Here is a 26,517-nt window from a genome sequence, read left to right as displayed (position 1 = left end):
GAGATTACCGCCACGGCTGACCGTTCAGCACCCACCGCTGTGGTGGGTCGCCCACCCGGTCGTGCTGCCGCCGCCGCCCGGCTGGAGGAGTGCCCGCACGCCCGCCGAAGGTCAGCCGCAACGAACGAGGGGTGTGACCTCGCTGAGCACGCGGCCGGCGGTCCAGTCGTACCGAACCGTGGCGTTCCCGCTCCAGCTGCCGACCTTCCGGCAGTCGATGTCGATCGGGCCGAAGGCGTACGAGTCGTGCACGATCTTGTTGCCGGTGATCGCCGGGAACCAGCCGCCGCTGGCGCGCAGCGCGTAACTACCGCCGGCCAGCAGATTGTCGCGGATCGTCCCGCCGTCGTTGTGCTGGTCCGGGATGAAGATCGGCGCGGTGGGACAGTCGTCGAGGCGCTGGTCGATGGTGTTGTGCCGCAGCACCACGGTCGGGCCGTGGTATCCCTGCACGCCGTCACCGTGCGGATCCACACTCCGGCACATGCCGGGCGGCACGGCCAGGCGGGCGTACGAGTCCTCGATCGTCACCGGTCCGGCGCCGGGGAATTCCTTCGCCCCGACCCGCCAGCCCTCCATCCGGTCGACCACCTTGCACCGGCGGCAGGTGTAGTTCGCCACCCCGAACGCGTAGATCTGGTTGGTGGAGAACTGCTGCCCGGGCGGATTCACCACCTCGGAGTCCTCGATGAGCAGCCGGCCGTAGATGCGGTCACCGACGAAGTTGTCGACGGTGCCGTGCAACCGCGTGCGGCGGATGACGACGTTCTCCGCCTTCACCAGGATGCTGCCGGTGACCAGGTGATCCTCCAGCACGGTGCCGGACCGGGTGATGACCAGGTCGCCCTGGTGCCGCACCCGGGGTGTCCAGCCCGCCGGCACGCCCGTGCAGGCGGCGGTGGGGTAGCCCGGCAACGCGCAGCCACGGCTGGCGTCCGGTGGCGCGCTGGGGTTCGGTGGCGCGGTGGGGCTCGGTGGCGCGGTGGGGCCCGGTGACGCGGTGGGACGGGGTGACGGGGTGGGCGTCGGCGCCGACGTGGACGGGCTCGGCCGGGGGCCGCCGGCGCCACCAGTCGTACCTGCCGCGGTGGCCGTCCGGCCCGGGGTTCCCGATTGCCTCGCGGGAGCGGGCCTCCGTCGGTTGCGGGCGGCTCGCGGCCGACGTGTTGACCGCGAGAACCCCGGACGTCGCGAGCAGCACCGCGAGGGCGCCGACGACGGTGAGCCTGCGGTTGCGGCGATTCCCACGTCTGGGCTTCATGGTGGGCTCCTTGCGGCTCGGGCTCCGCGCGGAGGACGGCGCGGTCCGGACCGGTGTGTCGTCCCGGCGGGGCCGGGCGGGGGGTTGCGGGCAAGGACGGGACGGTCGAGAAGATGACCCGGTTGGGACGGATTGATCCCGCGTCCGTCGGTCAACGGCCGGCCGGCCGGTCCGGTTACGGGCGACAACTGACGGATATCCGGCGCAGCGGCGGTCCGGTCACCCGAACGCGAGGTATCTTCTGCGCAGCCCCCGTCGAGCCGGCCGTCCAGCCGGAGCCAGCCATGTCAGGGCGGGGCCGTGCATGTCGGACGTTCGAGGGAGTCTGCGGTGGTGGACCGGAATCCTGCTCCGGGCCGGACGACCTGAATGGGAGTCCGGGTTGAGCCCATCACCGAGGCACGGTTGAGGACGGCAGGACAGTTCCTCCATGCCCACCTCAACGGCCGGGTCGCCGTGCAGGCGTGGGTCCGCGCGGCCGACGTGCCGTGGCAGGTCGATGCCCCGAACCACGGCATGCTGCTGCGCACCGACGACGGGCAGGTGGTCGGAGTGCTGCTCGCCTACTACTCCGAACGCACCGTGGCCGGGCAGCCGGCGCGGTTCTGCAATCTCGGTGCCTGGTGCGTGCTGCCGGAGTTCCGCTTCCACAGCCTCAAGCTGCTCAGGGCGCTGCTGGCCCAGCCCGGCTACCACTTCACCGACCTTTCACCGAGCGGCAACGTGGTACCGATCAACGCCCGGCTCGGTTTCCGCTTCCTGGAAACCACCACCGCGCTGACGCCGAACCTGCCCTGGCCCTCGCTGCCCGGCCGCCGCCGGGTCAGCGCCGACCCGGAGGTCATCCGGCGGACCCTGACCGGGCCCGAGCTGGCGTACTACCTCGACCACGCCCGGGCCCCGGCCGCCCGGCACGTCGTGCTCGTCGACGGCGACGAGTGGTGCTACCTGGTCTTCCGCCGGGATCGGCGCAAGCGGCTGCCGGTGTTCGCGTCGATCCTGCACGTCAGCAACCCGGCGGTGTTCCGCCGGATGCACCGGATGCTGCTCCGCCACCTGCTGGTGCGGCACGGGGTCCTCGCCACCCTGGCGGAACTGCGCGTGGTCGGTGGCCGCCCACCGCTGTCGGTGCTGCTGCCCGACACCCGGCGGAAGATGTTCCGCAGCGACAGCCTCGACCCCGACGACGTCGACTACCTCTACAGCGAGCTGGTCTGCCTCAGCTGGTGACCGGATGCCCCGACGAGAGGGACGAACCCCCGAAATGCCTATTTCACTGCACGAGCTCGTCGCCGACGCCGCCGCCCGGCAGGGCGACGCACCGGCGCTGACCTACAAGGGCGACACGGTCAGCTATGCCCAGCTCTGGCAGGGTGTGACCGCGGTCGGCACGGGCCTGCGCCGGCTCGGCGTCGCGCGCGGCGACCGGGTGGCGGTCTGGACGGAGAAGCGGATCGAGGCGGTCGAGGCGATCTTCGGCGCCGCCGCCGCCGGAGCCGTCTTCGTGCCGGTCAATCCGTTGCTGCGCCCCCGGCAGGTCGGTCACATCCTGACCGACTGCGCGGTGCGGGTGCTGGTGACCACCCCGGAGCGGTACGCGCTGCTGCGCGACGAACTGGAGCAGGCCAAGTCGGTCGAGCACGTGGTGCTGGTCGGCGGTGGGGACCCGGGGACCGGCCGGCAGACGGTGACCGCCTGGACGGTGGTGCGCGACGGCGAGCCGCTGCCACCGGAGCGGGCCGGCGTCGACGTCGACCCGGCGGCCATCCTCTACACCTCCGGCAGCACCGGCAGACCGAAGGGCGTGGTGCTCTCGCATCGCAACCTGATCGCCGGTGCGTCGAGTGTCAGTGACTACCTGGCGAACTCCGCCGACGACGTGATCCTGGCCGCGCTGCCGCTCAGCTTCGACGCCGGGTTCAGCCAACTCACCACGGCCTTCACCGCCGGTGCCCACGTGGTGCTGATGAACTACCTCCTTCCGGCGGAGGTGGTGCGGCTCTGCGCCCGGCACCGGGTCACCGGGCTGACCTGCGTACCTCCCCTCTGGTTGCAGTTGGCCGCCCAGCGCTGGCCGGCGGAGGCCACCAGCGGCCTGAGATACTTCGCCAACACCGGTGGACGGATGCCCAGGGCCACGCTCGACAAGCTGCGCGCGATCTTCCCCACGGCCCTGCCGTACCTGATGTACGGCCTGACCGAGGCGTTCCGCTCCACCTACCTCGACCCGGCCGAGGTCGACCGCAGGCCCGACTCGATCGGCCGGGCGATCCCCAACGCGGAGATCCTGGTGGTCCGTCCCGACGGCACGCTGTGCGAGCCGGGGGAGGAGGGTGAGCTGGTGCACCGGGGCCCGCTGGTGGCGCTCGGCTACTGGAACGATCCGGCGCGGACGGCGCAGCGGTTCCGGCCGGCGCCCGGCCGGCCCGGTCAGCTGCTGCCGGAGCCGGCGGCCTGGTCCGGCGACACCGTCGTCCGCGACGAGGAGGGGTTTCTCTACTTCGTCGGCCGAACCGACGAGATGATCAAGACGTCCGGATACCGGGTCAGCCCCACCGAGATCGAAGAGGTCGCCTACGACAGCGGTCTGGTCGGTGACGCGGTGGCCCTCGGCCTGCCCGACCCGTCGCTCGGCCAGCGGGTGGTGCTGGTGGTGAGCCCGTCCGACGGTACCGAACTCGATCCGGCCACGCTGCTCGCCGCCCTGAAGCGGGAGCTGCCGCCGTACCTGCTGCCCCGGGAGATCGCGGTGCGACCCGCGCTGCCCCGATCCCCCAACGGCAAGTTCGACCGCAACCAGCTACGCCAGGAGCTGACCCCGTGACCAATTATTCCGCCGCGGCCTTCGCCCGCGACGCCGGCCGCCTCGCCGTGGGCGGCGTCCCGGTCGACCGGCTCGCCGACCGTGTCGGCGGCACACCCTTCTTCGCGTACGACCGGCGGCTGCTCACCGGGCGGGTGGAACTCCTGCGCGCCGTGCTGCCCCGCGAGGTGCAGCTCAGCTACGCGGTGAAGGCGAACCCGATGCCCGCCGTGGTGCAGCACCTCGCCCGGCTGGTGGACTCCTTCGACGTCGCCTCCGCCCTGGAGATGCGGACCGCCCTCGACACGCCGATGCCGGCGAACCGGGTCAGCTTCGCCGGGCCGGGCAAGACCGACGCGGAGTTGCGCCAGGCCATCGCGGCGGGGGTCACCATCGAGATGGAGTCCGAGAACGAGGCCGACCGGGTGGCCGTCCTGGGCCGCCTGCTCGGGCTCCGCCCGCGCGTCGCGGTGCGGATCAACCCGGACTTCGCGGTCAAGGGCTCGGGCATGCGTCTCGGTGGCGGCCCGCAACAGTTCGGAGTGGACTCGGAGCGGGTGCCCGCGCTGCTGAAGGAACTGGCGAGCGCCGACGTCGAGTTCCTCGGCTTCCACGTCTTCGCCGGTTCCCAGAACCTGCGCGCCGACAGCCTCTGCGAGGCGCAGCGCCGCACCGTCGAGCTGTCGATCCGGTTGGCCGAGGAATCCCCGCTGCCGGTGCGCTATCTCAACCTGGGCGGGGGCTTCGGCATCCCGTACACCGATCGGGACGAGCCGTTGGACCTCGACGCCATCGGGGCGAACCTCGCCGACCTGGTCCAGGGGCCGATCCGGCAGGGCCTGCCCGAGGCCCGAATCGTGATCGAACTCGGCCGCTACCTCGTCGGCGAGTGCGGCGTCTACGTGACCCGGGTGGTCGACCGCAAGGTCTCCCGGGGTCGCACCTACCTGGTCGTGGACGGCGGGCTGCACCACCAGCTCGCCGCCTCCGGCAACTTCGGCCAGGCGATCCGCCGCAACTACCCGATCGCGGTGGCGGAGCGGATCGACGTCGAGCCGGCCGAGACGGTGACCGTCGTCGGTTGCCTCTGCACCCCGCTGGACCTGCTCGGCGACGCCGTCACGCTGCCCCGGGCGGACGTCGGCGATCTGATCGTCCTGTTCCAGGCCGGCGCGTACGGCCTCACCGCCAGCCCGACCGCCTTTCTCAGTCACCCGGCTCCGGCCGAGGTGCTGGTCTGATCCCCCCGAGCCAAGGAGAACCTGTGAACGTCACGCACGCGGAAACCCTCGACGAGGTCCGGGGAGTCGTGGTCTCGGTGCTCGGCATCGAGGACCGGGCGGCCACGCTGGACGCCTCGACGCCGCTGCTGGACAGCCTGCCGGAACTGGACTCGATGGCCGTCCTCGAACTGGTCGCGGCGCTGGAGGAGCGGTTCGGCTTCACCGTCGACGACGGTGAGATGACCGCCGAGCTCTTCGAGACGCTCGGCAGTCTGGCCGCCTTCGTCGCCGACCGCCGCCCGTAGCGGCCGCGTCACGACGTGCGGCAACCAACGGAACCGAGTCACGTCCGCCCCCATTCCGCCCCGCGTCGCCGTCGGCGCGCGCCGGTGGTGCTCGGGGCGGCCCTCACCGTGCTGGTCGCGGTCGCCGTCGGCGGCGCGGTCGCGGCGTCCCGGGCGACCGCACCGGACGCCGATCCGGCCGCGGCGAACGGTGGAACCGACCCGGCGGTGCCGAGTGCGTCGCTGCCGGCGCCGTCGTCACCCGCCCCGGCGCCAGCGCCGGACTGGGTACCCGGCCCACCCCGTCGGCCAGCGCCACGGCCAGCGCCACCGGATCGGCCGCCGCACCGTCGACCGCCACCGCCCTGACGGGCTTCCCGGGGGCCGGCAACACCGGAGTGCCCGCCGGCGTGCAGCTCGGCAGGTATTCGGGGTCCTGCACGATCACCAAGGCCGGCACCGTGATCGACAAGCGGCACGTCCGCTGCTCGCTGCTCATCAAGGCGAAGAACGTGGTGATCAGATCCAGTCGGGTCGACGGCAGCGTCCAGTTGGAGGGCGGCGGCTACTCGGTGCGTATCGAGGATGCCGAGATCGACGGCGGGCAGGCGCAGGCACCCGCCGTCGGCTACGAGAACGTCACCGTGCTGCGTTCCGAGATCCGGGGCGGCCAGGCCAGCGTCAACTGCTACCGCAACTGCCACGTGCAGGACTCCTGGCTGCACAGCCAGCACCTGCCCGACGGCGGGGACTGGCACCTGAACGCCTTCCTGTCCAACGGCGGCAGCGACATCCGGCTGGTGCACAACACCCTGTCCTGCGACCGGCCCAACAACGCCGCCGGCGGCGGCTGCACGGCCAACGCATCCATCTTCGGCGACTTCGGGCCCAACAGGAACTACACCATCCAGGACAACTTCTTCGTCGCCTCCGCGGAGATGTCGTACTGCTTCTACGGCGGCTTCGACGAACACAAGGAGTACGGCACGCAGGTCAGCGGGATCGTGGTCACCGGCAACGTCTTCCAGCGCGGCAGGAACGGCAAGTGCGGTGGGCACGGGCCGGCGACGTCCTGGGCCCGCTCCGCGCCGGGGAACGTCTGGCGGGACAACGTGTGGAGCGACGGCAAGGCCCTGCCGCCGGACTGATCGCCGGCACCGGGCCGGTTCAGCGCACGACCGCGGGCGACCAGGCGTCGGCGACCAGCACACGTGGCTGGCCGCCGCCGTCGGCCGGCACCGCCCAGACGTCGCTGGTGGCCGAGGCCGCGTCGGCTCGCGGCAGCCCGTAGAGCACCGTGTCGTCGTCGAGCCACTCGACCTGGTCGTCGACGCTGCGGGTCTCGCTGAGCAGGGTCTGTCTCCCGTCCCTCAGGTCGTACACCGCCAACCGCCAGCGGCCCGGCGGGAGATCACCGCGCTTCTTGACCGCCACCCGGGTGCCGTCCGGGGACAGGGAGGGGCACTCCGCGTCCTCGTGCAGCGCGGTGACCGTCCGGCGGGCCAGGCTCCCCTCGACCAGCCAGGTCCGTCCGCCCGAGGCGGCGGTGGCGTAGAAGCGGTCGCCGTCGGCGAAGGTGACCCCCCACATGTTCCGGTCGATCGCGGTGACCGACCGGCCGTCGACGAACAGCTTGAACTGTTCGATGTCACCCACCACCTCGCCACCGGCACGGGTCACGACGGTGCGGGTGGAGAACTGGCCCGGGTTGGCGTACGAGTCGCCGGCGACGAAGCTGGTGGTGGCGACCAGTGAGCCGTCGGCGGAGAGCCGGGTGCGGCTCGGTACCCCGGTCAGCGGCAGGTCCTGGATCGGCTGCCAGCCGGCGTCGAGCAGCCGGGCCGAGTACGTCGTGACGATGCCGCGTTCGGCGGAGAGGCAGACCGCCCGGTCGGTGGTGGCGTGCACCCGCTCGCAGGAGACCGGGGCGAAGGTACGGGGCCCGTCGGGCGCGCTCAGCGGCACCACGGCGACGCGGCCGTACTGCGCGCCGAGGGCGGTGCTGCGGAACACCAGGTGCGGTTGACCGCGCACCGGTTCGAGCGCGCCACCGGTGGCCACCGGCGGTGCCGCCGCCTCCAGGCTGACCTGGGCGTGCCGCACCCGCCACACGTAGCCGCCCGCCCCGACGACCGCCAGCAGCGCGACGGTGCCGAGCACCGCCAGTCGGACCCGCAGGCTCGGGCCGCCGTCTCGCTCCGCTGACCGCCGCTCGCTCATACCCCGACCTCGTCCCGCTCGGCGCCGCGCAGCAACCAGGCGGCCACCGGCACCGCGGCGGCGAGCAGCAGCGCGAACAGCAGCAGCGACCACTGCGGCCCCCGCAGGCTCCACAGCAGGCCGAACAGCACCGAGGAGCCGAACCGGGCGAGCACCACCACGGTCTGCGCCGCGGCGATGCCGCTGCCCCGGGTCTGGGCCGAGACCAGGCGGCTGACCAGCGCTGGCAGCACCCCGTCGGTGGCCGCGTAGTAGACGCCGAGGCAGAGCAGCACGGCGACGGTGAGGGTGAGGCCACCGGCCGGCAGCGCCGCCAGCAGGTAGCAGACGAGCAACGCGCCGTGCCCGGCGACCAGCACCCGGGCCCGGCCGAAGCGGTCGGCGAGCCGGCCCAGCGGCACGGCCAGCCCGAGGTAGGCGAGGCTGGTGCCGACGTACAGCAGCGGGAACCAGGTGGCCGCGAAGTCGTCACGGTCCTGCAGCGCCAGGTAGAGAAAGCCGTCGCCGACGGTGACCAGGCCGAGCAGCCCCGCCGCGAACAGCGGGCGGCGCAGCCGCCGGCCACCGATCTCGGCCGCCACCCGGCGCAGGCCCACCCGGGCACCCCGGCCCGCCGTGCGCAGGTTGGGCACGAAGAGGACCAGCACCGCGACGCCCACCACGGCGACGGCGAACGAGACCACGAAGACCGAGTCGTAGCTGCCCGGCACGGCGGCCAGCAGGGCGAAGGCGACCAGCGGTCCGAGCGCCGCACCGACCGTGTCGAGCGCCCGGTGCACCCCGAACGAGCGGCCGAGCATGCTCGGCTCGGAGGACCCGGCGATCAGCGCGTCCCGGGGTGCGGTGCGCAGCCCCTTGCCGAGCCGGTCCGCGGTGATCACCGCGGTGATCGCGGCGAAGCCGGCGGCGGGCAGCATCGCGATCCGGCTCAGCGCCGAGGCTCCGTAGCCGAGCACCGCCACCCACTTCGGCTGTCCGCCCCGGTCGCCGGCATAGCCGCCGGCGAGCCGGACGAAGGCGCTGACCCCCTGGTAGATCCCGTCCAGAAAGCCGTACGCGATCGGGCTGAGCCCGACCACCGCGGTGAGGTAGAGCGGCAGGACCGACGCCACCATCTCGGAGGAGACGTCGGTCAGCAGGCTGACGAGGCCCAGCAGGAGCACCGTGGTGGAGACCCGGCGAACTCCGTCCCGGTTGCCGGTTCCGTCCGAGTGGGGTCGGTCCCGCACTGACACGTACACGATCGCCGTCCGGCCTCGGCGCTCAGCCGGACAGCGCGGTGGCCAGCGCCTCGGCGACGCGGGCCTGCTGCGCGGGGGTGATCTGCGGGTAGATCGGCAGCGAGAGCAGCTCGGTCGCGGCGCTTTCGGCGTGCGGGAACGCGCCGGCCGGGTGGCCGAGGTCGGCGAAGGCGCCGGTGCGGTGCACCGGGACCGGATAGTGGACACCCGCGCCCACTCCCGCCGCGTTCAGCCGGGCCAGCACCGCGTCGCGACGCGCCGGGGTGCCGTCCCCCGGAACCCGGACGCAGTAGACGTGCCACACGTGCTCGTTGCCGTCGAGCGTGACCGGACGGACCACGTCCAGCGACGCGAGCAACTCGTGGTACCGGGCGGCGGCGGCGCGGCGCCGCGCGTTCCAGCCCGCCAGCCGGGCGAGCTTGGCCCGCAGCACGACCGCCTGCAGACCGTCGAGCCGGCTGTTCATCCCGACGACGTCGTGCGCGTACTTGGTCAGGCCGCCGTGGCTGCCCAGGGTGCGTACCGTGGTGGCGAGGTCGGCGTCGGCGGTCACCACCGCGCCGGCGTCGCCGTAGGCGCCGAGGTTCTTGCCCGGATAGAAGCTGGTGGCGGCGATGCCGGCGGCGCCGGCCTGGCGGCCGTGCCGGGTCGCGCCCTGGCACTGGGCCGCGTCCTCGACGACCGCCACGCCCCGCCCGGCCAACCCGGCGCGCAGCCGCTCGACGTCGGCGAGCTGCCCGTAGAGGTGCACCGGGACCACGGCCCGGGTCGCCGGGGTGACGGCGGCCAGCGCCGCGTCGACGTCGATCAGGTAGGACTCCGGGTCGCAGTCGACCAGGACCGGCCGTCCGCCGGCCCGGGCGACCGCCTCGGCCGTGGCGATGAACGTGTTCGCCGGCAGGACCACCTCGGCGCCGGACCCGACCCCGACGGCGCGCAGGGCGAGTTCGAGCGCGTCGGTGCCGTTGGCGACGCCGACGCAGTGCGGTACGCGGGTGAAGGCGGCGTACTCCCGCTCGAACGCGGCGACCTCCGCCCCGCCGATGAACGCGGTCTCGGCGACGATCCGCTTGAACCCGGCCTCCACCTCCTCCGCCACCTCCAGGTGCGCGGCGGCGAGATCGACCAGCGGAATCTTCGGCATGTCAGTTCCCCACAACCCTCGACACGATCAATTCTGCCGACCCGGCCGACCCGGCCGGCTCGGGGTGCGACGCCAGCTGGCCCGGCCGAGCGGGTCGCAGCCGGCGCGCCGGGTTTCCCAGCCAGACCTCGCCCGGAGGGACGTCGCGCAGCACCACCGAACCCATCCCCACCAGGGACCACTCGCCGACCGTCACGGACTCGCGGATCAGCGCCGCCGCGCCGAGATACGCCCCGGTACGCAGCACCACGCCGCCGCCGAGCCGGACCCCGGAGGCGAGGGTGACGTGATCGGCGACCCGGTCGTCGTGGGTGAGGACCACCTGCGGCATCACCGCCACGTGCGCCCCCACCGTGACGTCCGCGGTCAGCACCACACCGGCCAGCAGCACCGTGCCGGGACCGACCGAACTTCCCGTGCCGACCTGGGCCGCCGGATGGACGATCGCCGGGTACCGCTCGGCGGGCAGCGCCAGCCGGTGCACGATCCGCTGCCGGGCCGCGTAGTCACGCGGATTGCCGACACAGACCACCACGGCCGGGTCGGACAGGTCGGCCAGCCGATCGATCGCGCCGAGGATCGGCAGGCCGGCCCGTTCGGTGCCGTGCAGCGCCGGGTCGTCGTCGAGGAAGCCGCGCAGCCGCCACGTCGGCCGGACGTCGTTGACCGCCCGTACCACGGCCGCGGTCTCCCGCGCGAACCCGCCCGCGCCGACGATGACCAGGTCACGCATCAGCCGGCCAGCTTGCGCAACACGCCGACGATGTGGTCCTGGTCGTCCGTGGTCAGCGCGTGGTGCAAAGGCAGGATCAGCGAGTCGCGGGTCAGCCGCTCGGTCACCGGCAGCGGCCCGGGTGTCAGGTCCGCGTACGCCGGCTCCAGGTGGGCGGCCATGATGCCGCGCCGGGCCGACACACCGGCCGCGGCCAACTCCGCGAGCACCTCGTCGCGGCTGCCCGCGTACTCCGGGGTGATCAGCACCCAGAACGACTGGAAGTTGGTCTGGCCGTACTCCGGGTCGCGGACCGGCGCCAGGCCCTCGATCGTGGCGAGCAGGTCGTGGTAGCGCGCCGCCAGGGCCCGCCGCTGGGCCACCAGCTCCGCCAGCCGGCCGAGCTGCACCAGCCCGACCGCCGCCTGGATGTCGGTCATCCGGTAGTTGAAGGCGGTCTCCAGGTACGACTCCAGCACCGGCTGGGCGCTGGCGTGCCGCTCGGCCGCGGAGACGTTCATGCCGTGCTCCCGCAGCCGGCGCAGCCGGGCGGCCCACCTCGCGTCGTCGGTGGTGACCATCCCGCCCTCACCGGTGGTGAGCAGCTTGCGGGGGTGGAACGACCAGGTGGCGATCGTGGCGCCGGCGCCGACCGGCCGCCCGTAGGCCGTCGAGCCGGCGGCGCAGGCCGCGTCCTCCACCAACGCCACCCCCACCGGCCGGCGGCCTCGCGCAGCGCGGCGACGTCGAACGGCACCCCGCCCTGGTGCACGGCGATGACCGCCCGGGTCCGGGGGGTGCGCACTGCGTCGACGCCCGCCACCGTCAGGTTGCCGGTGTCGAGGTCGACATCGGCGAAGACCGGAGTCGCGCCGACGTACCGCACCGCGTTGGCGGTGGCGATGAAGGAGAACGACGGCACGACCACCTCGTCGCCCGGCCCGACGTCCAGCACCACCAGCGCGAGGTGCAGTGCGGTGGTGCAGGAACTGACGGCCACCCCGTGACCGGCGCCGACCAGGCCGGCGAACTCCTGCTCGAAGCGGGCCACCCGTGGTCCCTGGGCCACCCAGCCCGACCGGACCGCGTCGGCGGCGGCCTGCGCCTCTTCCTCGCCGAGCCGCGGGATCATGACCGGAATCCGGCGTTCACTCACTTTTCGGCCCGCCACCAGTCGACCAGGCCCCGCAGCCCCTCGTGCAGGCCGATCTCGGCCCGGAAGCCGAGCTTCCGGGCGGCGGCACTGGTGTCCGCCAGGCGGCGAGTCACGCCGTTGACCGCCCGGGCCGGCCCGTGCTCCGGAGCCAACTCGGACTTCATCACCTCACTGAGCGCCTGGGCCAGCTCGCGCAGGCTGGTCTCGGTGCCGCTGGCGACGTTGAACACCTCGTCGGTGACGCCGGCCCGGGCGGCCAGGACATTGGCCCGGGCGATGTCGGCCACGTGCACGAAGTCCATCGTCTGCAGGCCGTCGCCGAGGATCAACGGCGCCCGGCCGGATTCGATCCGTTCCATCCAGCGGATCAGGACCTCCGTGTAGAGCCCGTGGATGTCCATCCGGGGGCCGTACACGTTGAAGTAGCGCAGGGCGACGTAGTCCAGCCCGTACATGCTGTGGAAGCTGCGCAGCATGCCCTCGTTGAACGCCTTGGCCGCGCCGTAGAACGTGTCGTTGTGGTACGGGTGGTGCAGCTCGCCGGTCGGGAAGTCGTCGGCGAGGCCGTACACCGAGGCCGACGACGACAGGACCACCTTGCGTACCCCGGCCGCGGCTGCCGCCTCCAGCACGTTGAACGTGCCGTCGACCAGCACCTCGTTGGCGAGCCGGGGCTCCTCGGCGCACTGCGTGATCCGGATGGCCGCGAGGTGGAAGACCAGATCCTTGCCGCGGGTGAGCTCATGCACGAGCCCGACGTCCCGGATGTCGCCCTCGACCAGCCGCACGGTGCCGTGCGGCAGGGCGCGGGCCAGATTCTCCCGCCGGCCGCGAACGAAGTTGTCGAGGACGACAACCTCGGCCGCGCCGCCGGCCACCAGTTCGTCCACGACATGGGAGCCGATGGTGCCCGCCCCGCCCGTGACCAGGGTACGCGCCCCGGCGATCTCCACCGCGCTCATGACAGCGATCCGCTCCAATCCATGCCGCACTGCGGCTCCAGCACACCGAGTTCCCCGCCGCGACCGGTCACGCCGCCGCCCATTCATCCAGGTCGACCAGGCGCCCTCCGTCGGACAAGCTGCGGGAGGCGGCCTCCAGGATCGTGATCACCCGCAGACCGGACCGGCCGTCGGTGAGTGCCGGGGTGCCGCTGCGGATGGACCGGGCGTACTCCTCGACCATGGTCCGTAGCGCCTCCCGCTCCGTCAGCGCCGGCGCGACCATATCTCCCGAGCGGTACGACACCAGCATGTCCCGGCGCTGTTCGGCGCCGAGTTCCTCCGTCGAGGCCACGTCCACCCCGCGGTCGAAGATGGAAAGCCGCTGACTGGGATTGAGATCGTCCCAGACCAGGGTCCGCTTGGAACCGCCGATGATGGTGGTGCGGATCTTGACCGGCGAGAGCCAGTTGACATGGATGTGCGCGATCGCACCGGTGTTCAGCCGCAGCGTCAGGTAGGCGACGCAGGCCCGGCCGGCGCCGATGCGGTCCGCGCCGTGGGCGGCCACGGCGACCGGCGCCACACCGGGCGGAAGGACGAAGTCGAGGATCGACAGGTCGTGCGGGGCCAGGTCCCACATCACGTCGATGTCGCGCTGCACCAGCCCCAGATTGATCCGTACGGAGTCGAGGTACTGCAGCTCGCCCAGCTCACCGTCGTGCAGCAGGTCGCGGATGCGCAGCACCGCCGGCGTGTAGCAGTAGGTGTGGTCGCACATCAACGACAGACCCCGGCGCTGCGCCTCGGCGACCAGTGCCCGCCCCTGCGTCGAACTGGCCGCGAGGGGCTTCTCCACCAGCACGTGCTTGCCGGCCCGCAGCGCCGACATCGCCACCTCCAGGTGGCTGGCCGCGAGGGTGGCGACGGCGACCGCCCGCACCGTCTCGTCGGCCAGCACCGCGGCCAGATCGTTGGTGGCCTGGACCGTCGAATAGCCGCCGAGCACCCGTTCGGCGCGGCCCACGTCGAGGTCGCAGAGCCAGCGCAGCCGGAAGTCGGCGGAGGCCTGGAAGTTACGGACGAGATTCGGACCCCAGTAGCCGGCGCCGACGACGGCCACGCCGATCGGTTCGTCGGCGGCATCGTGCGATGAGTTCACGGACATCCGTTCGCTAGGCAGGACAGGTCGCGCTCGCTGAGGGGTGGGTCAGGACAGTCCGCCCGGGAAGCTATCGAGACCGCCGTCGGCGACGCCAGTGCAGTGACGGAATTCCAACAATGCCGCCGGGGAGAGGAAGCCATTCGGCTGCCCGTCGCCCCCGGGTGGCCCATTCCGCGCACTGCGTCGGCTTGCTTACATCGGCCTTGTCGGCCGGCGACTACGCTGCTCCAGCCGAACGGGATCGCCGCACGGGGGAAGGAGCCACGGATGACGGACGACCAGGGGCCGCCGGGAGGTACGGTGCAGATCGCGGTGACCGCCGATGTCGACGATGGCGCCACCATTCGCGCCGGCACCCGGGTATGGCACCTGGCCCAGGTCCGCGAGGGCGCCTCGGTCGGCCGGAACTGCGTCATCGGCCGCGGCGCGTACGTGGGACCCGGCGTCCGTCTCGGCGACAACGTCAAGCTGCAGAACCACGCCCTCGTCTACGAACCGGCGGAACTGGCCGACGGCGTCTTCGTCGGGCCGGCCGCGGTGCTCACCAACGACGAGTACCCACGCTCGGTGACCCCCGAGGGGCGGCTCAAGAGCGCGGAGGACTGGACGGCGGTGGGCGTAGTCGTCGGCGAGGGCGCGGCGATCGGGGCCCGTGCCGTCTGCGTGGCGCCGGTCACCATCGGCCGTTGGGCGCTGGTCGCGGCGGGTGCCGTGGTCACCCGCGACGTTGCGGACTTCGCGCTCGTGGTCGGCGTTCCCGCCCGACGGGTGGGCTGGGTCGGCAGGGCGGGCGAGCCGCTGGTCGCCAAGGACGACGGCCGGTTCGTGTGCCCGCGTACCGGGACGGAGTACCACGAGGCCGGGGGACGCCTGACGGAGTCGACCTCGGCCGGCTGACCGTCCGTCGGCCGGCTGACCGCCGGCCGGTTCAGGCGGCGTCCGGGTAGAGGTTCTGGAGACGGACCTGACCACGGGCGATCAGCCGGGAGCCCGCGTCGGTGATCTCCACCTGCCACAGCTGCTGGCTGCGCCCACGGTGCACCGGCGTGCCCAGCGCGGTGAGTTCACCCTCGCGGACCGCGCGCAGGAAGTCGGTCTGGTTGGACACGCCCACCACCCGTCCGCGATCACCCAGCCACAGCCCGCCACCCACGCTGGCCGCCGTCTCCACCACCGAGCAGTAGACCCCGCCGTGCTGGATGCCGAACGGCTGGAGCAGTTCGGGACGCACCGGCCAGCGGATCGTCACCCGGTCGCCGCTGGCCTCGTCGAACTTGAGCCCGAGCAGGGCGAAGAAACCACCCGACATCTCCGGCATCTCCACGGTCGCCTCCTCGATCTTGGCGCCGACCAGCCTAACCGGGGGTGGGGTGGCAGAACCGGGTAGGGCTGGATCGGGTTCATGGGGGACAATCGGTGACCGTGACCGACAGCAACCTCCCGCCGGCCGGGCGGGACTCCCTGACCGACGACCTGCGGTGGCGTGGCCTGATCCAGGACTCCACCGACCCCGACGAGCTGCGCGCGCTGCTCGACGGTCCCGGAGCCACCGCCTTCTACGTGGGCTTCGACCCGACCGCGCCGAGCCTGCACGTCGGCCATCTGATGCAGGTCACCACCGCCCGGCGCCTCCAACTCGCCGGACATCGGCCGCTGCTGCTGGTCGGCGGCGCGACCGGGCAGATCGGCGACCCCAAGGAGAGCGCGGAGCGGACCCTGAATCCGCCGGAGGTCGTGGCGGGTTGGGTGCGGCGGATCCGTGATCAGCTCGCGCCCTTCGTGTCGTACACCGGTGAGGCCGCCGCCCGGTTGGTCAACAACCTGGAGTGGACCGCCGAGATGTCGGTGGTCGAGTTCCTGCGCGACGTCGGCAAGCACTTCCCGGTCAACCGGATGTTGGCCCGGGAGGTGGTCCGGGCCCGGCTGGAGAGCGGCATCAGCTTCACCGAGTTCAGCTACCAGCTGCTGCAGGCCCACGACTTCTTCGAGCTGCACCGCCGGTACGGCTGCCAGCTCCAGTTCGGCGGCTCCGACCAGTGGGGCAACATCACCGCCGGCGTCGACTACGTCCGGCGTCGCGGCCTGGGGCCGGTGCAGGCGTTCACCACGCCGCTGGTGACCAAGTCGGACGGCTCGAAGTTCGGCAAGACCGAGGGCGGCGCGATCTGGCTCGATCCGGAGATGACCAGCCCGTACGCCTTCTACCAGTTCTGGATCAACGTCGACGACCGGGACGTGGGTCGCTACCTGCGCTACTTCAGCTTCCGTTCCCGCGCAGAGCTGGAGGCGCTGGAGAAGGAGACCGCCGAGAGGCCGGCCTCCCGGGCCGCCCAGCGCGCCCTCGCCGAGGAGTTGACCACGCTGGTGCACGGCGAGCGCGAGATGGCGCAGGTGGTCGCCGCCAGCCAGGCGCTGTTCGGGCGGGGTTCCCTGGAGGACCTGTCCCCGGTGACCCTGCGCGCCGCGCTCACCGAGGCCGGCCTGGTACGCCTCGGCGAGTTCCCCGAGGTGGCTGCCCTGTTCAAGGAGTCCGGCCTGGTCCCGAGCATGAAGGAGGCCCGGCGGGTGATCGCCGAGGGCGGCGCCTATGTCAACAACAACCGGGTGACCGAGGCCGATGCGGTGATGGCTCCCGACGACCTCCTGCACGGGCGCTACCTCGTCCTGCGCCGCGGCAAGCGCTCCTTTGCCGGGGTGGAGCTGGACGGATAGCCGCCGGTCGACGATGTGACGCGGGACGCGCCCGGCGGATTTGACGATCGATCCGGCGGGCGCGTAACTTTCTCTCTGCCAGCGCGGAACGGACGAAAGCGTCGAAAGACCTCAGGCCGGAGCGCAGGTCGACCTTCTCGGCTCGGATGGGTACGCCCACCGAGACCGAGACCGGGTGGTGCCCCAGGATCGCCGCGAGGCGGATTTGGTGAGGCGGAACCAACCGGGTATGGTTGGCCGTTGGCAGGGCACCGGGCGAGCTGGCGGGAAACCGCAGCGGCCGGCCTGCCGAAACCACCAGGCAAACGACGAAAGTCGGTCCGCCTGGTGGTGCCCGGAGAAATGGATTGAAGCCCGACAAAGCGGCAGCAGCCGGTTTGACGCGGCAGATACCATCGGGTAACGTGGTAAAAGTGCCCGCTGTGAGGTGGGTGTGGTGTGGCCCCGGAGGGGTGCCTGCTGTTGGTGGGTGTTCTGATGGTGTGTGGTTGTTCTTTGAGAACTCAACAGGGTGCTTGATATGCCAGTGCCAATTGTTTTGTGGCTTGGGCTGGATGGGCTGTTGTGGTCTGTTTGGTTCGGGTTTTCTTTTGGCAGCAGATGTTTTTGTTTGTTGCTGGGATGGCTGTTTCGACAGGTTTTTGTTGGAGAGTTTGATCCTGGCTCAGGACGAACGCTGGCGGCGTGCTTAACACATGCAAGTCGAGCGGAAAGGCCTTTCGGGGTACTCGAGCGGCGAACGGGTGAGTAACACGTGAGCAACCTGCCCTAGGCTTTGGGATAACCCCGGGAAACCGGGGCTAATACCGAATATTCACTGTTGGCCGCATGGTTGGTGGTGGAAAGTTTTTCGGCTTGGGATGGGCTCGCGGCCTATCAGCTTGTTGGTGGGGTGATGGCCTACCAAGGCGACGACGGGTAGCCGGCCTGAGAGGGCGACCGGCCACACTGGGACTGAGACACGGCCCAGACTCCTACGGGAGGCAGCAGTGGGGAATATTGCACAATGGGCGGAAGCCTGATGCAGCGACGCCGCGTGAGGGATGACGGCCTTCGGGTTGTAAACCTCTTTCAGCAGGGACGAAGCGTGAGTGACGGTACCTGCAGAAGAAGCGCCGGCCAACTACGTGCCAGCAGCCGCGGTAAGACGTAGGGCGCGAGCGTTGTCCGGATTTATTGGGCGTAAAGAGCTCGTAGGCGGCTTGTCGCGTCGACTGTGAAAACCCGTGGCTCAACTGCGGGCTTGCAGTCGATACGGGCAGGCTAGAGTTCGGTAGGGGAGACTGGAATTCCTGGTGTAGCGGTGAAATGCGCAGATATCAGGAGGAACACCGGTGGCGAAGGCGGGTCTCTGGGCCGATACTGACGCTGAGGAGCGAAAGCGTGGGGAGCGAACAGGATTAGATACCCTGGTAGTCCACGCTGTAAACGTTGGGCGCTAGGTGTGGGGGGCCTCTCCGGTTCTCTGTGCCGCAGCTAACGCATTAAGCGCCCCGCCTGGGGAGTACGGCCGCAAGGCTAAAACTCAAAGGAATTGACGGGGGCCCGCACAAGCGGCGGAGCATGCGGATTAATTCGATGCAACGCGAAGAACCTTACCTGGGTTTGACATCGCCGGAAATCCTGCAGAGATGTGGGGTCCTTCGGGGCCGGTGACAGGTGGTGCATGGCTGTCGTCAGCTCGTGTCGTGAGATGTTGGGTTAAGTCCCGCAACGAGCGCAACCCTCGTTCGATGTTGCCAGCGCGTTATGGCGGGGACTCATCGAAGACTGCCGGGGTCAACTCGGAGGAAGGTGGGGATGACGTCAAGTCATCATGCCCCTTATGTCCAGGGCTTCACGCATGCTACAATGGCCGGTACAATGGGCTGCGATACCGTGAGGTGGAGCGAATCCCAAAAAGCCGGTCTCAGTTCGGATCGGGGTCTGCAACTCGACCCCGTGAAGTCGGAGTCGCTAGTAATCGCAGATCAGCAACGCTGCGGTGAATACGTTCCCGGGCCTTGTACACACCGCCCGTCACGTCACGAAAGTCGGCAACACCCGAAGCCGGTGGCCCAACCCCTTGTGGGAGGGAGCCGTCGAAGGTGGGGCTGGCGATTGGGACGAAGTCGTAACAAGGTAGCCGTACCGGAAGGTGCGGCTGGATCACCTCCTTTCTAAGGAGCACCATCCGGCGAAAGCTGGTATGGGGCCCGCGGCCTGCGGATGTTGGGTCGGGGTGCTCGGATGGCGGAGACACTGGTGAGTTTTTCTTCGGCAACGGCCGGGTTCTTCTAGTACTGCTGATCTTTCGGGGTTGGTGTGGAACGGGGGGTTTGGTGCGGCTGGGGATGGCGGAGAGCACCCTGTTGGGTCCTGAAGGAACAATCCTGTGGGGTTGGTTTCTTCGGAACCGATGCTGAGGCCCTTTTTGTGGTTTTGGTGTGGTTGCCAGGCATGGCCTTGTCTCGCATACCGCCGGCGGTTGTCGGGCTGGTGTGGGGTGGTGGGTTGTGGGTTGGTTGTTTGTTGAGAATTGCACAGTGGACGCGAGCATCTTTGTGGTCAAGTTGTCAAGGGCGAACGGTGGATGCCTTGGCACCAGGAGCCGATGAAGGACGTGGGAGGCCGCGATAGGCCTGGGGGAGCTGTCAACCGAGCTGTGATCCCAGGGTGTCCGAATGGGGTAACCCGGCATCAGTCATGTGGTGTCACCTGCACCTGAACTCATAGGGTGTGTGGAGGGAACGCGGGGAAGTGAAACATCTCAGTACCCGTAGGAAGAGAAAACAAATAGTGATTCCGTGAGTAGTGGCGAGCGAAAGCGGATTGAGGCTAAACCGGTTGCGTGTGATACCTGTCAGGGGTTGCGTGGTCGGGGTTGTGGGACCCTGCGACACGGGCTGACACTCGTGTGAGGAGTGATAAAGCCAGTTGTTAGCTGAATGGTCTGGAATGGCTGACCGTAGACGGTGATAGTCCGGTAGGTTAAAGCAGCTGGTCTTCTGTGGGTGTTCCCGAGTAGCGGCGGACTCCTGAAATCTGCCGTGAATCTGCCAGGACCACCTGGTAAGCCTAAATACTTCCTGGTGACCGATAGCGGACGAGTACCGTGAGGGAATGGTGAAAAGTACCCCGGGAGGGGGAGTGAAATAGTACCTGAAACCGTTCGCCTACAATCCGTCGGAGCCTTGCGGGGTGACGGCGTGCCTTTTGAAGAATGAGCCTGCGAGTTAGTGGCATGTGGCGAGGTTAACCCGTGTGGGGGAGCCGTAGCGAAAGCGAGTCTGAAGAGGGCGTTTGAGTCGCATGTTCTAGACCCGAAGCGGAGTGATCTAGCCATGGGCAGGCTGAAGCGCGGGTAAGACCGTGTGGAGGGCCGAACCCACCAACGTTGAAAAGTTGGGGGATGACCTGTGGTTAGGGGTGAAAGGCCAATCAAACTCCGTGATAGCTGGTTCTCCCCGAAATGCATTTAGGTGCAGCGTCGTGTGTTTCTTGCCGGAGGTAGAGCACTGGATGGTCTAGGGGGCCTACAAGCTTACCGAAATCAGCCAAACTCCGAATGCCGGTAAGTGAGAGCGCGGCAGTGAGACTGCGGGGGATAAGCTTCGTAGTCGAGAGGGAAACAGCCCAGATCACCAGCTAAGGCCCCTAAGCGTGTGCTAAGTGGAAAAGGATGTGGGGTCGCATAGACAACCAGGAGGTTGGCTTAGAAGCAGCCATCCTTTAAAGAGTGCGTAATAGCTCACTGGTCAAGTGGTTCCGCGCCGACAATGTAGCGGGGCTCAAGCACACCGCCGAAGCTGTGGCATTCACATGTGACTTGGTGTGTCTCTTTGGGGGCGCATCCAGGTGTGTGGGTGGGTAGGGGAGCGTCGTGCCGGGGGTGAAGCAGCGGGGTGACCCAGTTGTGGACGCGGCACGAGTGAGAATGCAGGCATGAGTAGCGAAAGAAGGGTGAGAAACCCTTCCGCCGGATGACCAAGGGTTCCAGGGCCAGGTTAATCCGCCCTGGGTGAGTCGGGACCTAAGGCGAGGCCGAGAGGCGTAGTCGATGGACAACGGGTTGATATTCCCGTACCCGCGAAGGAGCGCCCGTGATGAACTTCGTTGTGCTAACCATCCGAACTGTCCAAGGCCTTCGGGTTGAGGGTGGGGAGCGTGGGAACCTGGCGGGTAGTAGTCAAGCGATGGGGTGACGCAGGAAGGTAGCTGAGCCCGGCCGGTGGTTGTGCCGGGGTAAGCGTGTAGGCCGCATCATAGGCAAATCCGTGGTGCATGAAGGCTGAGACGTGATGCCGAGCCGATTCAGGTGAAGTCAGTGATCCTATGCTGCCGAGAAAAGCCTCTAGCGAGTTCTGAGCGGCCCGTACCCCAAACCGACACAGGTGGTCAGGTAGAGAATACCGAGGCGATCGGGCGAACTGTGGTTAAGGAACTCGGCAAATTGCCCCCGTAACTTAGGGAGAAGGGGGGCCGGAGACGTGAAGCCCCGTGCGGGTGGAGCGTTGTATGGCCGCAGAGAGCAGGGGGAAGCGACTGTTTACTAAAAACACAGGTCCATGCGAAGAAGTAATTCGATGTATATGGACTGACGCCTGCCCGGTGCTGGAACGTTAAGGGGACCTGTTAGTTCTTTCGGGGGCGAAGCGGAGAACTTAAGCGCCAGTAAACGGCGGTGGTAACTATAACCATCCTAAGGTAGCGAAATTCCTTGTCGGGTAAGTTCCGACCTGCACGAATGGCGTAACGACTTCCCCACTGTCTCAACCACAGGCCCGGCGAAATTGCAGTACGAGTAAAGATGCTCGTTACGCGCGGCAGGACGGAAAGACCCCGGGACCTTTACTATAGCTTGACATTGGTATCTGAGTTAGCTTGTGTAGGATAGGTGGGAGCCGGTGAAGTGCATACGCCAGTATGTGTGGAGGCAATCTTGAAATACCACTCTGGTTGATTCGGGTTTCTAACTTCGGACCGTTATCCGGTTCAGGGACAGTGTCTGGTGGGTAGTTTAACTGGGGCGGTTGCCTCCTAAAAGGTAACGGAGGCGCCCAAAGGTTCCCTCAGCCTGGTTGGCAATCAGGTGTTGAGTGCAAGTACACAAGGGAGCTTGACTGTGAGACTGACGGGTCGAGCAGGGACGAAAGTCGGGACTAGTGATCCGGCACTTGCGTGTGGAAGCGGTGTCGCTCAACGGATAAAAGGTACCCCGGGGATAACAGGCTGATCTTCCCCAAGAGTCCATATCGACGGGATGGTTTGGCACCTCGATGTCGGCTCGTCGCATCCTGGGGCTGTAGCAGGTCCCAAGGGTTGGGCTGTTCGCCCATTAAAGCGGTACGCGAGCTGGGTTTAGAACGTCGTGAGACAGTTCGGTCCCTATCCGCCGTGCGCGTAGGATACTTGAGAAGGGCTGTCCCTAGTACGAGAGGACCGGGACGGACGAACCTCTGGTGTGCCAGTTGTCCCGCCAGGGGCACGGCTGGTTAGCTACGTTCGGAAGGGATAACCGCTGAAAGCATCTAAGCGGGAAGCCTGCTTCAAGATGAGGTATCCCACCCACCTTTGGTGGGGTAAGGCCCCCAGCTAGACGACTGGGTTGATAGGCCGGAAATGTAAGCCCGGTAACGGGTTCAGTTGACCGGTACTAATAGGCCGAGGACTTGCTCACGAAGATTCTGCTCGCGTCCACTGTGTAACTCACAACAAACAAACAAACCCGCCGGTAGTTTGGTTGGTGTGGTGTTGTTTGACATGTTGATAAGGTTACGGCGGTCATGGCGGAGGGGAAACGCCCGGTCACATTCCGAACCCGGAAGCTAAGCCCTCCAGCGCCGATGGTACTGCACCCGGGAGGGTGTGGGAGAGTAGGACACCGCCGGACACACGTCACAGTCGAGGGCCGCCCGGAATCGGGTCGGCCCTCGACTGCGTTGCGCCATGTGCGCACTTAGGAAGGATGTACCAGTGAGTTCAGGACCTCAGGGCGGAGACCGTTCCCGGGGCTACGAGGGTCGCCCCGGAGACCGCGGCGGCGCCTCCCGTCGTGGCGATCGCCCGTCGTACCGCGATGACCGGGGCGGAGAGCGTAGCTCCCGCGAGGGTGGACGCGGTGCCGGCGGAGACGGTGGGGACCGTTCCCGGTCCGGCGGCTTCCGCCGGGATGGTGACCGTCGTGAGGGCGGCTACGGCGACAGAGACCGATCCAGTGGCTTCCGTGGCGAACGCCGCAACAGCGACGACCGCCCGGGCGGCTTCCGGCGCGACAGCGGGGAACGCTCCGGCGGCTTCCGGAACGATGACCGGCTATCCGGCGGCGGCACCGCCGGCTTCCGTGGCGGTGACCGTCGTGACGGCGGGTCCTCGGGTTTCCGTGGTGCTGACCGTCGTGAGGGTGGCTTCGGGGCGGACCGTCGTGAGGGCGGCTTCCGCAGCGGTGACCGTCGCGAGGGCGGCTCCCGCGACGGCGGCAGTTCGGGTTTCCGTGGCCGTGACGGTGGTTCCTCGGGTTTCCGCGGTGGTGACCGTCGTGACGGTGGTTCCCGCGACGGCGGCAGTTCGGGTTTCCGTGGCCGTGACGGTGGTTCCTCGGGTTTCCGTGGCGGTGACCGTCGCGAGGGTGGTTTCCGTGAGGGCGGCAGTTCGGGCTTCCGTGGTGAGCGTCGTGAGGGTGGCTTCGGGGCGGACCGCCGTGAGGGCGGCTTCCGCGGTGGTGACCGTCGTGACGGCGGTTCCCGCGACGGCGGCAGTTCGGGTTTCCGTGGCGGTGACCGTCGCGAGGGTGGTTCCCGCGACGGCGGCAGTTCGGGTTTCCGTGGCGGTGACCGTCGCGAGGGTGGTTCCCGCGACGGTGGGAGTTCGGGTTTCCGTGGCCGTGAGGGCGGCAGTTCGGGCTTCCGTGGTGAGCGTCGTGAGGGTGGCTTCGGGGCGGACCGCCGTGAGGGCGGCTTCCGCGGCGGTGACCGTCGTGACGGCGGTTCCCGCGACGGCGGCAGTTCGGGTTTCCGTGGCGGTGACCGTCGCGAGGGCGGTTCCCGCGACGGCGGCAGTTCGGGCTTCCGTGGCCGTGACGGTGGTTCCTCGGGTTTCCGTGGCGGTGACCGTCGCGAGGGTGGTTCCCGCGACGGTGGGAGTTCGGGTTTCCGTGGCCGTGAGGGCGGCAGTTCGGGCTTCCGTGGTGAGCGTCGTGAGGGTGGCTTCGGGGCGGACCGCCGTGAGGGCGGCTTCCGCGGCGGTGACCGTCGTGACGGCGGTTCCCGCGACGGCGGCAGTTCGGGCTTCCGCGGCGGTGACCGTCGTGACGGCGGTTCCCGCGACGGCGGCAGTTCGGGCTTCCGTGGCCGTGACGGTGGTTCCTCGGGTTTCCGTGGCGGTGACCGTCGTGACGGTGGTTCTCACGATGGTGGCGCGTCGGGTTTCCGTGGCGGTGAGCGTCGTGACGGTGGGTTCCGGGACCGGGACCGCGCGCCGGGTGGCACCGGTGGCTCAGGTGAGCGTCGCGACGGCGGTTTCCGTCGCGGGGCCGACGAGCGTGGCGGTGAGCGGCGGGATCGTGGCTTCCGGGACGAGCGTGGTGGTGAGCGTCGCCCGGCGTGGCGTGACGACCGGGACCGGTCCGAGCGGGCCGACGACAGGGATGCGCAGGCTCCCGTGCTGCCCGACGAGATCGTCGCGACCGACCTGGACAAGGATGTCCGTGCCGAGCTGCTGTCGCTGGCGAAGCCGGTCGCGGAGACCGTTGCGCGTCATCTTGTCGCGACCGGGCAACTGATCGACGAGGACCCGGCCGAGGCGCTTGCCCACGCGCTGGCCGCGCGTCGGCTCGCGTCGCGTATCGCCGCGGTCCGGGAGGCGGTCGGTCTGGCCTCGTACCATGCGGGAGAGTGGCAGTCGGCGATCGCCGAGCTGCGGACGTACCACCGGATGACCGGGGTGCAGAGCCACCTCGCGGTGATTGCCGACTGCGAGCGGGCGCTGGGCCGGCCGGAACGCGCCGTGGACCTGTTCCGCGGCGCGGACCAGGAGAAGCTGGAACCGGCGATGGCGATCGAACTGTTGATCGTGGCCGCCGGTGCGCGGGGCGACCTCGGCCAGCGGGACGCTGCCGTGGCGATGCTCCAGGTGCCCGACCTGACCAACGACGCCGTACAGCCGTGGACGGCCCGGCTGCGGTACGCCTACGCCGACGCGCTGCTGGCCGTCGGACGGCGTGCCGAGGCGCGGGAGTGGTTCTCCCGCGCGGCCGAGGTGGACACCGAGGCGGAGACCGACGCGGCCGAACGGCTGCTCGAACTCGATGGTGTGGTCATCGAGGGCGACGACGATGAGGTGGCCGAGGAACTGGCCGCCGATCCCGGCGCTCCCGGCGCCGTGCCCGCCCAGCCGGACGTCGACCTGTCCGGGGAGACGGCCGCAGCGTTCGTCGAGCCGATCGGGGAGGACCCCGCCGACGGCGACGTCGCGGCCAATTCCCCGACGGTCGACGGCCCGACGGGTGCGGACCTGACGGTCAACGACCCGGGCGGTACCGATCCGGCCGGCGGTGAGGTGGCCGGAAGCGAGGAATCGGACCCGGTGGTCGCGTCGTCGGAAGCCGGGGATCGCCGGGAGGACGACGGGTCCGAGGAGCCGGAGGCGCAGCGGCGATGAGCGGCACCGGGCAGCGGCTGGTCGACGATTACGCCCTGGTCGTTTTCGACCTGGACGGGGTGATCTACCTCATCGACCAGCCGATCCCCGGCGCGGTCGAGGCGGTCGCCCGGCTGCACGGTGAGGGCCGGGCCGTGGCCTACGCGACGAACAACGCCTCGCGGCGGCCCGGCGATGTCGCCGACCTGCTCATCGGGATGGGCGTGCAGGCACGACCGGAGGAGGTGCTCACCAGCGCCGCCGCTGCCGCCCAACTGTTGAGTGAGCGGCTGCCCGCCGGCGCGCCGGTGCTCGTGGTGGGTGCCGAGGCACTTCGGGCCGAGATCAGCGAGGTGGGTCTGACCCCGGTCACCACCGCGGACGATTCGCCGGTCGCGGTGATCCAGGGGTACGGCCCGCAGGTGGGCTGGGCCGACCTGGCCGAGGCGGCGGTGGCCGTACGCGGCGGCGCGGCGTGGATCGCCACCAACACCGACCGGACCCTGCCCAGCGGGCGGGGACCGTTGCCGGGCAACGGCGCGCTGGTCGCCGCCCTGGCCACCGCGCTCGGCCGGGACCCGGACGAGATCGTCGGCAAGCCGGCGCCGGAGTTGTTCGCCACCGCCGCCAGGCGGGTCGCCGGGGGCCGGACGCTGGTCGTCGGTGACCGGCTGGACACCGACATCGAGGGCGCCAACCGGGCCGGGCTGGACAGCCTGCTGGTCCTCACCGGGGTCAGTGACGTGGCCGAACTGTTCGCCGCCGCGCCGCCGCACCGACCGACGTTCGTCTCCCGGGACCTGACCGGGCTCTTCGACCCGACCGAGGTGGTGCGGGTGCCGGCGCCGGATGGGGCCACCGGCGGCTGGCACGTGCTGTCCGGCGCGGACGGGTGGGAGCTGTCCGGCTCGGGGCGTCCGCTGGACGCGCTCGCGGCGCTCTGCGCGGCGGCCTGGTCGCGGCATCCGGCCGGCCTGCCCCGGTCGGCGTCCCCCGAGGCCGCGGAGGCTCTGGAGGACCTCGGCCTGGCGTCCTGACC

General features: G+C 69.6%; 18 protein-coding genes, 3 rRNA genes and 1 pseudogene. 12 read left to right on the top strand and 10 right to left on the bottom strand.

What is annotated here, in order from left to right; translation table 11 throughout:
• Positions 1–111 precede the first annotated feature (111 nt).
• Positions 112–915: a hypothetical protein gene (locus KIF24_RS18435; RefSeq protein ID WP_221085110.1), complete on the bottom strand. Its 804-nt coding sequence runs from the start codon at positions 913–915 to the stop codon at positions 112–114.
• Between the two features lie 751 nt (positions 916–1,666).
• On the opposite strand from KIF24_RS18435, the gene KIF24_RS18430 reads away from it, so the two are divergent.
• The 5 genes from KIF24_RS18430 (at position 1,667) to KIF24_RS18410 (ending at position 6,719) form a co-directional block, all read left to right on the top strand.
• Positions 1,667–2,491, top strand: coding sequence for a GNAT family N-acetyltransferase (locus KIF24_RS18430; RefSeq protein WP_221085109.1), 825 nt, complete (start codon positions 1,667–1,669; stop codon positions 2,489–2,491).
• A 34-nt stretch (positions 2,492–2,525) separates the two neighbouring features.
• A complete protein-coding gene (locus tag KIF24_RS18425) occupies positions 2,526–4,085 on the top strand; it encodes an acyl-CoA ligase (AMP-forming), exosortase A system-associated (protein WP_221085108.1) in 1,560 nt (519 codons plus the stop codon).
• Positions 4,082–5,305, top strand: a complete 1,224-nt coding sequence (locus tag KIF24_RS18420) for a pyridoxal-dependent decarboxylase, exosortase A system-associated (protein WP_221085107.1) — start codon at positions 4,082–4,084, stop codon at positions 5,303–5,305. Before KIF24_RS18425 ends, KIF24_RS18420 begins: the two co-directional genes overlap by 4 nt.
• Positions 5,306–5,328: 23 nt before the next feature.
• Entirely contained in the window at positions 5,329–5,592 is a 264-nt protein-coding gene (locus tag KIF24_RS18415; protein ID WP_221085106.1) for an acyl carrier protein, read from the top strand.
• A gap of 389 nt (positions 5,593–5,981) precedes the next feature.
• Entirely contained in the window at positions 5,982–6,719 is a 738-nt protein-coding gene (locus KIF24_RS18410; protein WP_221085105.1) for a hypothetical protein, read from the top strand.
• 19 nt (positions 6,720–6,738) lie between these two features.
• Here the strand turns inward: KIF24_RS18410 and KIF24_RS18405 are convergent, their stop codons facing one another.
• The 7 genes and pseudogenes from KIF24_RS18405 to KIF24_RS18375 all read right to left on the bottom strand — a co-directional run bounded on the left by KIF24_RS18405 (position 6,739) and on the right by KIF24_RS18375 (position 14,147).
• The gene (locus KIF24_RS18405) at positions 6,739–7,791 is read right to left on the bottom strand and encodes a TolB family protein (protein WP_221085104.1); all 1,053 of its coding nucleotides are present in this window, start codon (positions 7,789–7,791) and stop codon (positions 6,739–6,741) included.
• Entirely contained in the window at positions 7,788–9,020 is a 1,233-nt protein-coding gene (locus KIF24_RS18400) for an MFS transporter (protein ID WP_331461189.1), read from the bottom strand. The genes KIF24_RS18405 and KIF24_RS18400 overlap by 4 nt, the downstream gene beginning before the upstream one ends.
• A gap of 34 nt (positions 9,021–9,054) precedes the next feature.
• Positions 9,055–10,176: a DegT/DnrJ/EryC1/StrS family aminotransferase gene (locus KIF24_RS18395; protein WP_221085103.1), complete on the bottom strand. Its 1,122-nt coding sequence runs from the start codon at positions 10,174–10,176 to the stop codon at positions 9,055–9,057.
• A gap of 1 nt (position 10,177) precedes the next feature.
• Positions 10,178–10,909: an acetyltransferase gene (locus tag KIF24_RS18390; RefSeq protein WP_221085102.1), complete on the bottom strand. Its 732-nt coding sequence runs from the start codon at positions 10,907–10,909 to the stop codon at positions 10,178–10,180.
• Positions 10,909–12,020, bottom strand: a pseudogene (locus tag KIF24_RS18385) (DegT/DnrJ/EryC1/StrS family aminotransferase). Before KIF24_RS18385 ends, KIF24_RS18390 begins: the two are co-directional and overlap by 1 nt.
• A 20-nt stretch (positions 12,021–12,040) precedes the next feature.
• Positions 12,041–13,006, bottom strand: coding sequence for an NAD-dependent epimerase/dehydratase family protein (locus tag KIF24_RS18380; RefSeq protein ID WP_221085101.1), 966 nt, complete (start codon positions 13,004–13,006; stop codon positions 12,041–12,043).
• Positions 13,007–13,073: 67 nt separating this feature from the next.
• Positions 13,074–14,147 (bottom strand): Gfo/Idh/MocA family protein, encoded by a 1,074-nt coding sequence (locus tag KIF24_RS18375; protein ID WP_331461188.1) that lies wholly within the window; start codon positions 14,145–14,147, stop codon positions 13,074–13,076.
• Positions 14,148–14,417: 270 nt separating this feature from the next.
• Between KIF24_RS18375 and KIF24_RS18370 the strand changes: the two genes are divergently transcribed.
• Positions 14,418–15,047, top strand: a complete 630-nt coding sequence (locus KIF24_RS18370; protein ID WP_221085099.1) for an acyltransferase — start codon at positions 14,418–14,420, stop codon at positions 15,045–15,047.
• Positions 15,048–15,078: 31 nt separating this feature from the next.
• On the opposite strand, the gene KIF24_RS18365 is transcribed toward KIF24_RS18370, so the two are convergent.
• Positions 15,079–15,468 carry a PaaI family thioesterase gene (locus KIF24_RS18365; RefSeq protein WP_221087424.1) on the bottom strand — a complete coding sequence of 130 codons (390 nt, stop codon included), beginning with the start codon at positions 15,466–15,468 and terminating at the stop codon, positions 15,079–15,081.
• A gap of 104 nt (positions 15,469–15,572) precedes the next feature.
• Between KIF24_RS18365 and tyrS the strand changes: the two genes are divergently transcribed.
• The 4 genes from tyrS (at position 15,573) to rrf (ending at position 22,734) form a co-directional block, all read left to right on the top strand.
• The gene (gene tyrS, locus KIF24_RS18360; protein WP_221087423.1) at positions 15,573–16,862 is read left to right on the top strand and encodes a tyrosine--tRNA ligase; all 1,290 of its coding nucleotides are present in this window, start codon (positions 15,573–15,575) and stop codon (positions 16,860–16,862) included.
• Between the two features lie 641 nt (positions 16,863–17,503).
• Positions 17,504–19,021, top strand: a 16S ribosomal RNA gene (locus tag KIF24_RS18355).
• A 386-nt stretch (positions 19,022–19,407) separates the two neighbouring features.
• A 23S ribosomal RNA gene (locus KIF24_RS18350) occupies positions 19,408–22,521 on the top strand.
• Between the two features lie 96 nt (positions 22,522–22,617).
• Positions 22,618–22,734 (top strand): 5S ribosomal RNA (gene rrf, locus KIF24_RS18345).
• Together the 16S, 23S and 5S rRNA genes form the textbook arrangement of a ribosomal RNA operon.
• A gap of 422 nt (positions 22,735–23,156) precedes the next feature.
• Here the strand turns inward: rrf and KIF24_RS18340 are convergent.
• The gene (locus tag KIF24_RS18340) at positions 23,157–24,248 is read right to left on the bottom strand and encodes a hypothetical protein (protein ID WP_221085098.1); all 1,092 of its coding nucleotides are present in this window, start codon (positions 24,246–24,248) and stop codon (positions 23,157–23,159) included.
• 309 nt (positions 24,249–24,557) lie between these two features.
• Between KIF24_RS18340 and KIF24_RS18335 the strand changes: the two genes are divergently transcribed.
• Complete coding sequence (locus KIF24_RS18335) at positions 24,558–25,499, top strand: tetratricopeptide repeat protein (protein ID WP_221087422.1); 942 nt, start codon at positions 24,558–24,560, stop codon at positions 25,497–25,499.
• Positions 25,496–26,515 carry an HAD-IIA family hydrolase gene (locus tag KIF24_RS18330; protein ID WP_221085097.1) on the top strand — a complete coding sequence of 340 codons (1,020 nt, stop codon included), beginning with the start codon at positions 25,496–25,498 and terminating at the stop codon, positions 26,513–26,515. Before KIF24_RS18335 ends, KIF24_RS18330 begins: the two co-directional genes overlap by 4 nt.
• The last annotated feature ends 2 nt before the right edge of the window (positions 26,516–26,517 follow it).

This window comes from Micromonospora tarapacensis, from assembly GCF_019697375.1.
Taxonomy (GTDB): domain Bacteria; phylum Actinomycetota; class Actinomycetes; order Mycobacteriales; family Micromonosporaceae; genus Micromonospora; species Micromonospora tarapacensis.
This window is presented reverse-complemented; position numbering and strand designations above follow the sequence as displayed.